The following is a 13,341-nucleotide window of genomic DNA, read 5'->3' as shown; positions in this document are numbered from 1 at the left end:
ATTGAATTCAGCCGTAATTCCAGACAGCTGAAGCGGATAGGACTGGGTAATGGTTAGCGGTTGTTCTAGGTTGCATTCAAAACAAACGTTTTCCTTCAATCAATCCTTATGATTTTTTCGTTCAAACAGCTTTTGATACTGGTATTTGTTTTCAGTACGACAACACTAGGGGCCAGTTTGCCACCGACGGGAAAATGGAGTTACGGCCGCTTTTCTCCAAGCAGCTTTTGGGGAACCGACGGCAGTTACAAAGGAGCTGCCAACGAGCAAGCGATGGCTTTGCATCTACAGGCTAATGGTACGTTCGAAATGTACGTTTTAAATTCGGCAACCTACTACAATTGCAGCACCAGTTCCTACACGTATTGGAAAGGTAAAATGCAGCTGGGCGATCAGACTTTCACCCTTACGCCTCAACAAGGAACCTACCGGGGTGAGTATAGTTGCTATGCCGGCAAAAACTTCAAAAGGCCAGCAAATGCTACGGAGATCGCCGCCGCTCGAAAGCAATACCGTTACGTTTGGGAAAAAGATCTAGAAGGCCGTACGGCTCTACGTATTTTCTTTGGATTGGAAGATCATCGGGGTGTAGTATTTACTCAGGCTAATTGGTAAACTAATCATTCAACCTTTAAAAAAAGTACAGTATAAGGGGTTAAATGATTAGTGTATATAAATATTGTTCGATAGTGAGGGAAGAAATGGTATTGATATGATTAAGTTATTAAATAACATTATAACGTTTCTATTACGTTATAATATCTTATTGATTTAGTTTGTCCGTTATACTATTATGCTTAATCACACTATCTATTTCCCTTTTATTACTCTTACTTTTTTCACTCTTCCTGTATTAAAAACTTTTGATTCTTTTTTACGTTAATATCCTGCATTAAATCTTTTAATGCTGAAAATTCTACATAAAGCTTAGTTGCCTTCGCTTGCCTTAAAACGTATGTTCATTAATCGAAATATTGGATGGAAAGTCATTTTCCATTACACCTGGAAAGGACTGATCTATTACACGGTGCTTTCAGTCACAGTCTATCTACTGCACGATTACTATAACCTTTTTCACTTACACCTGCCCTTCACCACGATCACCGCTATTAGTACGGCTCTGTCTATCTTTTTGGGCTTCAAGAATAATAATGCGTATGATCGTTGGTGGGAAGCCCGGCAGATTTGGGGCTTGTTAGTCAACTACAGTCGGGCTTGGGCTCGGGAAGTACTGATCATGATTATTCCCGAAGATGCCGAGCAAGCCGCTGAAGTGCGTGAACTGCAACATCGGATGATCTATCGACACATTGCTTTCGTTCATGCGTTGCGGGTATTCTTACGCCGACCTCAACCCTACAATAAAACCGACCTGGAGGAAATGTATGAAGACCGCAATGAATATTCCGATACCGAATCCTTTCTGTCCCCGTCGGAGTACAAGGTGTTTTGCAAGAAAAATAACCCGCCCAATTATCTACTCAACTTACAGGGTGAAGATTTGAAACGAGCTTACCAAAGAGGCTGGCTCTCGGACTACCGATTTACCAAAGTGGAAGAAATTCTGGTTGAATTCAATAACATCCAGGGTCGTTGCGAACGAATTAAGAATACACCCTTTCCCCGGCAGTACAGTTTTTCATCCCGCGTCTTCGTATTTATCCACGCCTCTCTCCTACCCTTTGTCTTCGTCGAGGAGATCGGCTGGGCCAGTATGCCCGTCTCTGTTATTATTTCCTTTGTCTTTTTGACGCTGGATCTGTTGGGCGAACGCATCGAGGATCCGTTTGAAAACCGGATGGAAGGTATTCCGATGACGGCCATGAGTCTGACCATCGAAACCAATCTAAAAGAACATTGGGGAGATAAGGACTTACCTAAACCGCAACCAGCCGTAAAAGGAATCGTACTATAAGGCAAACTAGGAGCCAAATCCAGCTTGGGAAAGAAAAATAATTAACGTTGCCATGGCGTTATGACAATTTTAGTACCTTTAGGGCTCACAGACCTTTACACGTATGCCCCGTTTAAGCAAAGAAGGCTTCAAGCATAATGCGAAAATCTTCGAAAAAACCTGCCAGTGGTGCGGTACGCCCTTTTTTGCCTCCCGCTCCACGGCCAAGTTTTGTTCATCAACGTGCCGGGCGTATTCGCATCAGGCCGATACCTTAGACACGGCCGCTCCCTGGCAGGAAACGGAACGTACGGTAGATGCCCTTTTACACCAGATTGCCTTTCTGAAATCGCAAATTGAGTCGCTTTCGCGGGATAACCTGCAGTTACGGCAGGCATTAGAGAAACAAAATCAGCCGGAGGCTTAGCTTATTTTCTCGGTTTCCGGAAGTTAGCTATGGCGTACGTTTGCTATACGAGGGGTAATCCTTCGGCTCGTTAATCAGGCGACTAGGCTTTACCTAGCCGCCTGATCCATTTCTAGTGCGTTAGCTTCCCAGATTTCGATCTAGTTCAATGGCTGCTGTAATCAGAGCGAGGTGCGTCAAAGCCTGCGGATAATTTCCCAGCTGTTCACCCCGTTTACTCAACTGTTCCGAAAACAAGCCTAGGGTATTGGCGTAGCCAAGAATTTTCTCGAAAAAATTACTGGCTCGCTCAATCTGTCCTCCCTTGGTTAAACACTCCACGAACCAGAATGAACACATTGTAAACGTCCCTTCTTCTCCGTCTAGTCCGTCAATCTGCGTTTCTTCGTTGCGGTACCGGTAAATGAGAACATCCAGTTTGAGTTCGCGTTCGATGGCCAACATGGTTTTCTGCCAGTGGGGTTCATTAGGCGTAATGAACTGAACCAGAGGCATGAGCAGTACGGAGGCATCCAGGGCATGTCCGCCGCGAACCTGTACGAAAGCTTCTTTTTCCTCACACCAGAATTCGTTAAAAATGAAGTCGTAGATTTCATCGCGTACCCGATACCACTGTTCCCTGGGGTAGGGAAACGAGCGTTCGTCCCCAATGCGGATGGCCCGATCCAGGGCTACCCAGCACATCATAAACGAATGCAGAAACTGCTTTTCTTCGCCTCGAATTTCCCACATCCCGTGATCAGGTAGTCGCCAGTGTCCGCAGACAAATTCGACTTCCTTGCTGAGTTTTTTCCAGAACTCATACGTAATGTGGCCGCCGTATTTATTGAAAAGATAAATGGTATCAATCAGCTCTCCGTAAATGTCCATTTGTCGCTGCGTAACCGCTCCATTCCCAATCAAAACCGGTTTGGAATCATTATGACCCGAAAAATGACTGAGTTCCTCTTCCTGCGGCGGCGTTTGGCCGTCGATGGTATACATGAGTTTCAGGGATTCGTTGAGGCAATGCTGTTCCACCCAGTCCATAAAGCGGCGGGCCTCATCCAGGAAACCTAGTTTCAGAAACGCAAACATCGTAAAAGCCGAATCCCGTATCCAGGCGTAGCGATAATCCCAGTTGCGTTCCCCGCCCAAGCTCTCGGGCAAGCCGAAGGTAGGGGCCGCCACCACCGAGCCGTGTTCATGTGAGGACATGAGTTTCAGCGTAATGGCGGAGCGAATCACGATTTCCCGCCAACGTCCTTTGTAGGTAGATTGCCGGGTCCAGGTTTTCCAGAACGCATGGGTGGCGTCGTAGTACGTTTTACATAAGTCAGCGATACTGGATTCGGGCGTTTTGCTTTCCTTACAAAGCTTACTCTCCTCGCAGAGGATAAAGCATAATGTTTTGCCTTCCTCCAGTTGAAATCGCGATACGACGTCTGATTCGGATAGCTCCAGCGGAATTTCGCTGTACAACTGTAACTCCTGACCGTCCGCATCCGTAAACCGGATTCCCATTTCGTTCGTCTGAGCTTCGTGGCTGATTCGACCGTACGAAAAACGGGGCTTACACTGGATTTCAAACTCGATGTTTCCCCGTACGGCCATTAGCTTACGAATAACCGTCATCCGGGAACCCTCTTCGTGCACGGGCATGAAGTCCGTCAGTTCGGCAATGCCGTCATCGGAGAAGAAGCGGGTCACCAGTATAGCCGTATCCGTTAGGTAAAGCTGCTTGTAGGTTAAATCCGAAAACGTGGGCCGGATGGAAAAGTAACCGCCCTTTTCCGAGTCGAGTAGTTGGGCAAATACCGTGGGTGAATCAAACCGGGGCAGGCATAGAAAATCAATGGTTCCGTTGCAGGAGACCAGAGCCGCCGTATTCATGTTTCCGATTAAGCCGTGTTGATCGATGGGTGTCTGATTCATACGCATAGCGACGAACGCGTAGGTTCGTTCCGAGGGGATTGGCAGATGATAAGTGTCAACTGGTGGTGGGCGGGTTTTGTTTTTGGGTCGGCCGGAAGCTGGCTTTGCTGATTTTCCGCTATTTTCGTCGGAAACGCTAACCTCTATACATGTTAAAACGATTCATTCCTCTGATCCTGCTTCTCTTGGGAAGTATGGCCTACGGTCAATCCCATACGGACTGGCCCCGGTCGATGCCCTGGTGGAAAGCCAATAATCTCCGCGTGATCCAGTTCAACATGCCTGCGTACGAAGCCGCTACGATGCAGCCAGATTCCATCGTCGAGGATCTGCAGCGAAGCTCAGCCAATACGCTGTTGATCAATATTGGCGGTATCATGGCTTTTTATCCCACCAAGCTGGATTTTCACTACCAGAATCCCTACCTCCGCTCGCCGACGCTGATGGATGATTTGATTCGGAAATGCCATCAGCAGGGCATCCGGGTAATGGTACGCTTTGATTTCAGTCGGGTGCACGAAAGCATTTTCAAGGCTCATCCCGACTGGTGTTACCTGTCTCCCAAGGGTGAGCGGGTATACAACACGGACATGGTGATGGTTTCGATCAACGCTCCTTATGTACAAACCAAGGCTTTTGAAATCATCGCCGAAGTCATGGACCGTTTTCCCATCGATGGTATTTTCCTGAATATGCCGGGGTATCAGGTCAACAATCCTTACGAGGGGGTATACCACGGCATTGATCAGAATGAACACGATCAAAAGCGATTTGCCGCATACAGCAAGGGCCTTCGCTTACCAGAGAAAGAAAACAAAGGCGATTCCGTGTACAAGGTCTACGAAGCCTTTAAAAAATTCACCGTCGATGACTGGACCAAACGCCTGCACGAACTGATTAAATCCAAAAATCCGCAGGTGGCCCTTTGTACCTACATGGACGAGTACGTGGACATCATCCGCCACGAATCCCAAAGCTCGACTACGCTTCCCTACTGGCCCTATACGGCATCGGATAATGTCAACAATGCCGTCCATTCCTATCCGGATCACATCATCAGTAACGCCAGCATTCAGCAGATTTCTTTTCAGTCGCGATACAATGCCGTCGAACCGGAAGAGGTCAGAATCCGCCTCTACGAAAATATTGCCAACGGTTCAGGACTGGATATCAGCATGATGGGTGACATGCGAGGCTACGAAGACGAACGTAATTTTAAGGTCATCCGTCAGGTCTATGCCCATCATAAAGCCTACGAAAAGTATTTTGGTCGCTACCGTTCCGTGGCCCGCATTGCTCTGATTGCTCCGGGTTCCTGGCCCAGCGGTTTACCCATGCAGGAATACCGGGGTCTGCAACTCATGCTTAAGGAAGCTCACCTACCCTTTGATATCATTGAAGATTCGCAGCTTGCCCGCCGGGTCCAGGACCTGAAAAAATACCGGGTGCTGTTGCTCCCCGACCTTACCTACCTGAGTGCGGCTTCGGTGGAGGCGTTAAAACAAATCAGTCAGCAGGGGACCAGCCTGCTGGCGACCAACCGTACCCTTTCTGATCATCCAGTAGCCTTAGCCGAATTATTCGGGGCGAAAGTGGTGCAGGGCGAGCACGACGGGAGCGGTTTCTATTTAACTCCCGAGCGGCAAGCTCCGTTTAAACGCTTTCCGGGACAGAAAATGCTCTTCTGGAAGTTCAATCTGGGTCTGTACGATTTTTCGGCAGCCGACACTACCTACTTACCCATTTTGGCGAAGGGACGACCCGGTCCGCCTGAAATCATTGGCGGCCATGACCCCACGGGTTACTACGCCATGGGCCTAAAAACCTACGGCAAAAGTACTAATGCCCTTTTACCCATTCATCTGGGTCGCCTGTATTACCAGCACGGGTATCAACAACACAAAAACCTCCTGCTCGATGTGCTGGACCGCCTGTACCCGTCGGCGGGCCGTCTCGTCCAAACCAATGCTCCCGACCGGGTAGAAGTCATTGTCCAGGAATTTACCGAAAACACGCCTCAGAAAATTCAGCAGTCGGCCAGCGATGGCTGGATTGTACACCTGGTCAATCTGACGGGTTTTAGCGGGAATACGTATTTTGCACCCATACCCCTCCAACAACTGCGTTTCCAGATGGCCTGTCCTTTCAAACCCAGCCGGATTCACGTATTGGGTCAGAAAGGTACGCTTCCGTTTTCCTACCAGAAAGGTACCGTTGCATTTACCCTGCCCTCGCTGGCTTCCTTTGCTGGTATTGTATTGGCTCGGTAATAGCCAAGCGTATTGTCAACGAAAAGCCCCCGAAAACTTCGATTTTCGGGGGCTTTTCGTTGACGTATCAGGTTTGAATTAGGATAGAATCAAACTTGGAACCTACATCGACTCGTACATCAGTGTTCAATCTAATAATATCTCAGTTAATAACTCATTTCCACAATGGTTCGTACATCTTGAGGCGTTAGTGATTTATGTTCGCCTAATCCCAGCCAACCCCGCTCCGTAAAACGTTCCTCAATGCGTTCAGCCGTACCTTCGTAATTTTCGGTGTACTGGGAGAGTTTGGTTTTGATGTCGAGCGAATGGAAAAATTCTTCCGTACGGCCAATGGCCCGAATGGCCACTTCTTCGGGAGGCCCCGTCAAACCCCATACGCGTTGGCCGTACTGAGTCAGTTTTTCGCGTTTGGTGCGGAAGTTATACCGATAATGACTGGGAGCGATGATGGCCAGCGTTCGGGCGTGATCAATGTTATAGAGAGCTGTGAGTTCATGACCCATGGCGTGTACGGCCCAGTCAGTCGGTACCCCTTTCTGAATCAATCCGTTAAGGGCCATTGTACAGCAGTACATAAAATCACCAGCGGCATCGGTATCAGCCGGGTTTTGCATAATCACGGGAGCGATTTCAATCAGCGTTTGCATAATGCTCTCCGCAAAACGATCCTGCAGTCGAGCCCCGACCGGATAGGTCATGTATTGCTCCAGCACGTGCGTAAAAGCGTCGGTAATCCCATTGGCCAGTTGTCGCTGCGGTACGGAGCGAACCACTTGAGGATCTAGAATCGAAAACGCCGGAAACAAACCTGGTCCCCCCATGGATCGCTTTTCCTGCGTTTCGGCCCGGGTGATAACCGCTCCGGAGTTCATTTCTGAACCCGTAGCTGGTAGGGTGAGTACCGTACCAAAGGGCATGCCGTGTTCCGTACGGATTGACTGACTCAAAATATCCCAGGGTTCGGGACCGGTGTAGTACGCCGCCGAAGCCAGAAACTTGGTCCCATCGATGACCGAGCCACCGCCCACAGCCAGTAAATACGTAATCGATTGTTCTTTAATGACCGACAGGGCCTGTAGTAATACTTCGTATTCGGGGTTGGCCGGAATCCCGCCAAATTCAACGATGTCGTAGCTAGCCAGAGCCGCTTTAACCTGATCATAAATGCCATTGGTTTTAATACTTCCGCCACCGTATAGCAGCAGTACACGGGCATCGGCGGGTATTTCCTGGGCTAACTGGGCAATTTTCCCCGTTCCAAAAATAAGTTTGGTTGGGTTTTTAAACTCAAAATTTAACATGGCTTTACGGTTGATTGGGGTATTTACTGGCCGGGTAACGGCGGCCCACAAACGATTAGTTCCAAAAGCCTGCTACCTAACCAAAGCGGAGCGATCCTAAGGACCGCCCCGCCGGGTGTTCAAAGATTGAAGGTTGATTCGTATAAGTGTGGGTTAAAACAAGCAGCTCTACTGGTTTATCACCGGGAAACAGGAAAGGTTATCACGCTTGTGAAAAAATAATTTTACTTTTTTCATAGCTGCTTTTTTTACGAATGAACCGCCTGGGAGCATCCCTAGTTTTCGGGGCAGTTTTACCTCATTCCCTCTAAATTTAGGGGTGGTGTTTTAAGCTATTTTCGGCAGTAGTCAGTACTGTTCTTTCTACTTCTTTCTTCTCATTCCGGGGAAAAGCTCTACTGCCCTGGTAGGCATTCTTTTTTTTGGGCTTGTTCACTACGTTTGACTCCACATTCTCATGAAAAAGAGTGATATCCAGCTCGACGACTGGAACCGAATTCTGTGGGGCATGGCTCCGCCCATATTTTTTCTGGAAGTACTCTTTCGGACTCTGATTATCTATTTGTTCTTGTTGGTGATGATGCGGTTGTTGGGCAAACGCATGAATGGACAACTCTCCATTACCGAAATGGGCGTCATGCTTACTACCGGGGCCATCCTTTCCCCGTCTATGCAGGCTCCGGACCGGGGCATTGGGCTAGGTATATTTGCCATGATTTGTGCCCTCTTGTATCAGCGATATACCACCTTATGGGGATTCAAAAATAAAACCGTGGAGATGATCATGCAGGGCACTACCACCGTTCTGGTTAGAGATGGGGTTTTGGACGTAAGCGAGCTGATGGGAAACCGCATTTCGCATCAGCAGCTCTTTAGCGTTTTGCGGACCGAAAAGTACTATAACCTTGGGGAAGTCAAGCGGGTATATCTGGAAGCCAGCGGGCTATTCAGTATTTACCCCGAAAAAGAACCGAAACCGGGCTTATCTACCCTGCCGCCCAATGTGAGTGATACGTCCATTCATACCATTCAGCGGGAAGTAACCGAATTAGCCGTTTGCTGCAATTGCGGAAAAACCGTCGAAAAAAAGACCCACCCCGGCCCATGCCCCCACTGCCAGGCTGAAGACTGGGGTACAGCCATTCTCTAATGCTTTCTTCCTAGATCTCATGAATCCTGATGATATTAAAATTGACGACTGGCTCCGGATCTTTTACGGTGAATTGCCGGCTAGTTACTTCATAGAAGTCATCATTCGGATGACTTTTGTGTACCTGCTGCTCATGGTTTGTATCCGAATCATGGGGCGGCGGATGGCCTCCCAGCTCAACCGCAATGAAATGGCGGCTTTGACATCCCTGGCCGCCGCCATTGGTATGCCCGTACTCTCGCCTGACCGGGGGCTACTGCCCGCCATCGCCATTGCCATTATTATTGTAGCGGGTCAACGCTGGATTTCCCGTATCGCTTCCCGAAATGAAAAATTTGAGGCCATTACGCAGGATGATATGGAAATTCTAGTGAAAGATGGGGTGCTGGAACTCAAAGCCATGCAGCATTCCCGTATTACCCGCGAACGCCTTTTTGCCGAACTCCGGGCTGCCAGTATTTTGCATCTGGGTCAGGTTCGACGCCTGTACATCGAAGCCAACGGTAAATTCACGCTTATTGAAAACGAAAAGCCGAAGCCGGGGCTCTCCGTAATTCCCAATGAGGATCAGGAACTTATTGAAGAACAACCCAAGGCAAACGACCGGCTTGTCTGCAAGAATTGTGGAAATACCATGTTTCAACCCCTGAAACCCGAGAATGAGTGTAATCATTGCAAAGACGTAAACTGGATACCTCCCATTAAATCGGAAGCATAGTTTTTTTACCGCTTTTTTCTTCAACCAATCCCTAATTTATGAACGAAGCCAATCCCCTTTGGTGGCAATCGGGTATTGTATACCAGATTTACCCCCGTTCCTTTCAAGACAGTAATGCCGACGGCGTCGGTGATTTACGAGGCGTCATCAAACGCCTTGATTATTTAAAATGGATGGGTATCAAAGCCGTATGGCTTTCCCCCATTTATCCTTCTCCCATGGACGACTTTGGGTATGACATTGCTGATTACCAAGGCATTCATCCCTTATTCGGTAACATGGAGGATTTTGATGCGTTACTGGAAGAAGTACACGCCCGGGACATGAAACTCCTCCTCGATCTGGTTCCCAACCATACCTCCGATCAACACCCCTGGTTTAAAGAATCCCGTTCGTCCCGCGATAATCCCAAACGCAACTGGTACCTCTGGAAAGATGCCCGGCCCGATGGCTCCGAGCCTAATAACTGGTTGAGTGAATTTGGGGGCAGTGCCTGGCAGTGGGACGAGACGACCCAGCAATACTATTATCACGCCTTTCTGGCTTCGCAGCCTGATTTAAACTGGCGAAATCCCGAAGTACAGCAGGCCATGTTTGACGTCATGCACTTCTGGTTGAAAAAAGGGGTAGACGGATTCCGCGTGGATGTGATGTGGCATATGATCAAGGACGAACAGTTCCGCGATAACCCTATCAACCCCGATTACCAGCCTCATGAATCGACCGTTAAGAAAGTACTGGCTGTGTATTCAACGGATCAGCCCCAAGTACACGAAATCGTCCGCAAAATGCGGAGTGTACTGGACCACTATAAGGAACGCATGATGATCGGGGAGATTTACCTTCCCATTCAACGCCTGATGACCTATTACGGTACGGATGGCAACGGAGCCCACCTACCCTTTAATTTCCAATTGCTCAATCTGCCCTGGGAAGCTCCTCAGCTGGCCGCCGCCATTAGTCAGTACGAGGGAGCCTTACCACAACACGGTTGGCCCAACTGGGTACTCAGTAACCACGATCAACCCCGGATTACCAGTCGTGTGGGGATTCAACAATCCCGGGTAGCGGCGATGTTACTGCTAACGCTACGCGGTACGCCGACGATTTATTACGGAGATGAACTGGGCATGCAGGATGTGCCCATTCCGTTTGAAGAAGTGCAGGATCCGCAGGGACTCAATATGCCCGATAAAAACCTGAGTCGCGATCCGGCCCGTACACCCATGCAATGGACGGAAGGCAGCTACGCGGGGTTCAGTACGGTTAAGCCTTGGTTGCGACTGGCCAATACGTTCCGGCGTGTAAACGTGGAAACGCAAAAACGCGATCCCTACTCTATGCTTACGTTGTACAAGCGACTCATCGAACTTCGGCAATCTGAGCCCTCGCTGATGTGGGGTTCGTACATTCCGGTTTATTCCGATCAGCAGTTAGTAGCCTTCATTCGTGAAGCTTCTACGGGCTCTCGCTTTCTGATCATTCTCAACCTTACGCACCGGCCTGCGTACTTCAAAGCTGAACACATTACGCTGGAGGGCATCGTTGAAATAGCCACTTTCCCCGAAGACGAAGGCCAACGTATTAAAGATTATATCACCCTTAGCGGGGACGCTGGTCTACTGATCCGACTCGATTCATAGTTAAACATTCATTCTCCACCTTCAACGCTTTTAGACGACGAATCCCCACAGTCATGAAAAGAATTGGTTCTGATTATCAAGGCAACAATCAATGTACATTTAGGGTATGGGCTCCCGAAAAGGAACGCATGGTCTTGGACATAGTCCTCCCTCAGCCCCAAAGGATCGAGATGCAACCGGAAGCCGAGGGGTATTTTTACGTAGAAGTATCCGACTTGCCGCCCGGTTCACAGTATTTTTTTCGCCCTGACGATCAGCAGTCCTACCCTGATCCGGGTTCTCGCTTTCAGCCCCAGGGTGTACACGGGCCTTCCGAGGTAGTTGATCCCGCCGCCTACGCCTGGCAGGATGCTGCCTGGCGGGGTATTCCCTTACCCGAAGCGGTAATCTACGAATTGCACGTGGGTACGTTTACCCCGGAAGGCACTTTCGAAGCCATCATTCCCCGGCTTACTGAGCTGGCGGATATGGGTATTAATGCGTTGGAAATCATGCCGATTGCTCAATTTCCCGGTCGTCGGAACTGGGGCTATGACGGCGTATTTCCCTACGCAGCCCAAAACTCGTATGGCGGTCCCGAAGGGCTAAAGAAACTCGTGGATGCCTGTCATGTCGCGGGCATTGCCGTGTATCTGGATGTCGTCTATAATCACTTGGGCCCCGAGGGAAATTACCTGTCGGAATATGGTCCCTATTTCACGGAAAAGTACTGTACACCCTGGGGCAATGCCCTGAATTTTGACGGAGCCTATTCGGATGGTGTACGGGATTTCTTCGTAGGCAACGCCTTGTACTGGATCGAAGATTTTCACATCGATGGGCTTCGCTTTGATGCCATTCACACGGTGTTTGACCAGGGGGCCCTTAACCTCTGGGCTTACCTGTACAGTAAAGTGCATCAGCTGGAATTGAAGCTGGGACGTACGATTACGCTGATTGCCGAAAGCGATCTGAACAGTCCCCACATTCTCAAAAAACCGGAAGCGGGTGGCTTTGGCTTTACGGCTCAGTGGCTGGATGATTTCCATCACTCCTTCTACGCCGTTCTGGATGAAAAAGAAGGCAAGAAACGTTACGGGGATTTTGGCCGGATGGATCAGATTGCCAAAGCCTATACCGACGGCTTTGTGCACAGCGGGGAATATGTCAGTTTCCGCAAGCGTAAGTACGGGGCCTCTTCAGCCGGTATCCCGGGCGATCAGTTTATTGCTTTTCTGGATAATCACGATCAGGCGGGCAATCGGCTGTTGGGCGAGCGGCTTTCCTCACTCATTGACACCGAGCGTCTGAAGGTAGCGGCGGCAGCCCTCTTGCTAGCCCCGTACGTTCCCATGTTGTTTATGGGTGAAGAGTACGCCGAGCGGGCTCCTTTCCTATACTTCATTCATCACTCCGAGCCGGAGTTAATCAAAATGGTGCAGGAGGGCCGTAAAGAAGACTTCAAATCGTTCAGCGAAGATCAGGCCCATGTGGACCCGCAGGACGAACAAACGTTCCGTGATTCAATTTTGCACTGGGAAGAACGTACACAGGGCAGACACGAGCTCATTCGACAATGGTATAAAACCCTGATCGGGATGCGACGGGAAATTCCCTTGCTTCAGAACTACTGCAAAAATGACGTACGGGTACACGTCATCGATGAATCCGGTTATGTACTCTTTCGACAGAACGATTCCGGCCAGGAACACCTGATGGCCGTTTTCAATCTGTCCACTCAGGATATTTCCTATACCGTACCGCCTCTGGAACATACCTGGAAGAAAATTCTGGATTCCAAGGAAGCCAACTGGCTGGAAGACAGTCAGGCAAGCCCTGCCATAGATCACGTATATGACAAGACGTTACTTACGGTATCTCCTTGGAGTGTGACCGTCTATCAAAGCCAACCCGAGCGAGTGTAATGCGTATTATGCTCCATAAAAAAAAGGGCTGTATCCATCGAGATGATGGATACAGCCCTTTTTTTTATAAATTCCAAAACATTTTTAGCTATTACGCATTGGGTGATACGTAGGTAT

Annotated in this window: 10 protein-coding genes; 8 read left to right on the top strand and 2 right to left on the bottom strand. The window is 49.1% G+C overall.

The annotated features are described in order from the left end of the window. Positions 1-108: 108 nt before the first annotated feature. The 3 genes from C5O19_RS20960 to C5O19_RS20950 all read left to right on the top strand — a co-directional run bounded on the left by C5O19_RS20960 (position 109) and on the right by C5O19_RS20950 (position 2,321). Positions 109-615 (top strand): hypothetical protein, encoded by a 507-nt coding sequence (locus C5O19_RS20960; RefSeq protein WP_104715332.1) that lies wholly within the window; start codon positions 109-111, stop codon positions 613-615. A 340-nt stretch (positions 616-955) separates the two neighbouring features. Further along, a complete protein-coding gene (locus tag C5O19_RS20955) occupies positions 956-1,915 on the top strand; it encodes a bestrophin family protein (protein WP_104715331.1) in 960 nt (319 codons plus the stop codon). 103 nt (positions 1,916-2,018) lie between these two features. After that, a complete protein-coding gene (locus C5O19_RS20950) occupies positions 2,019-2,321 on the top strand; it encodes a hypothetical protein (RefSeq protein ID WP_104715330.1) in 303 nt (100 codons plus the stop codon). A 120-nt stretch (positions 2,322-2,441) separates the two neighbouring features. On the opposite strand, the gene C5O19_RS20945 is transcribed toward C5O19_RS20950, so the two are convergent. After that, positions 2,442-4,241: a glycoside hydrolase family 15 protein gene (locus tag C5O19_RS20945; RefSeq protein ID WP_104715329.1), complete on the bottom strand. Its 1,800-nt coding sequence runs from the start codon at positions 4,239-4,241 to the stop codon at positions 2,442-2,444. Positions 4,242-4,384: 143 nt separating this feature from the next. Between C5O19_RS20945 and C5O19_RS20940 the strand changes: the two genes are divergently transcribed. Then, positions 4,385-6,505, top strand: a complete 2,121-nt coding sequence (locus C5O19_RS20940; RefSeq protein WP_104715328.1) for an alpha-amylase family protein — start codon at positions 4,385-4,387, stop codon at positions 6,503-6,505. Between the two features lie 146 nt (positions 6,506-6,651). Here the strand turns inward: C5O19_RS20940 and C5O19_RS20935 are convergent, their stop codons facing one another. After that, the gene (locus tag C5O19_RS20935) at positions 6,652-7,809 is read right to left on the bottom strand and encodes an iron-containing alcohol dehydrogenase (protein WP_104715327.1); all 1,158 of its coding nucleotides are present in this window, start codon (positions 7,807-7,809) and stop codon (positions 6,652-6,654) included. 457 nt (positions 7,810-8,266) lie between these two features. Here C5O19_RS20935 and C5O19_RS20930 point away from each other — a divergent pair, with 457 nt between their 5' ends. The 4 genes from C5O19_RS20930 to treZ are packed head-to-tail and all read left to right on the top strand — an operon-like array spanning position 8,267 to position 13,224. Next, complete coding sequence (locus C5O19_RS20930) at positions 8,267-8,959, top strand: YetF domain-containing protein (RefSeq protein WP_104715326.1); 693 nt, start codon at positions 8,267-8,269, stop codon at positions 8,957-8,959. A 19-nt stretch (positions 8,960-8,978) separates the two neighbouring features. Then, positions 8,979-9,677, top strand: coding sequence for a DUF421 domain-containing protein (locus tag C5O19_RS20925; protein ID WP_104715325.1), 699 nt, complete (start codon positions 8,979-8,981; stop codon positions 9,675-9,677). A gap of 38 nt (positions 9,678-9,715) precedes the next feature. Continuing rightward, entirely contained in the window at positions 9,716-11,320 is a 1,605-nt protein-coding gene (locus C5O19_RS20920; protein WP_104715324.1) for an alpha-amylase family glycosyl hydrolase, read from the top strand. 53 nt (positions 11,321-11,373) lie between these two features. Next, on the top strand, positions 11,374-13,224 hold the full coding sequence (gene treZ / locus C5O19_RS20915) for a malto-oligosyltrehalose trehalohydrolase (RefSeq protein WP_104715323.1): 1,851 nt from the start codon (positions 11,374-11,376) through the stop codon (positions 13,222-13,224). Positions 13,225-13,341 lie beyond the last annotated feature (117 nt).

Origin of the sequence: Siphonobacter curvatus, from assembly GCF_002943425.1 — a bacterium.
In the GTDB taxonomy this organism is placed as follows: Bacteria; Bacteroidota; Bacteroidia; order Cytophagales; family Spirosomataceae; genus Siphonobacter; species Siphonobacter curvatus.
The sequence above is the reverse complement of the archived record's forward strand: the minus strand, read 5'-3'. Positions and strand labels throughout refer to the sequence as shown.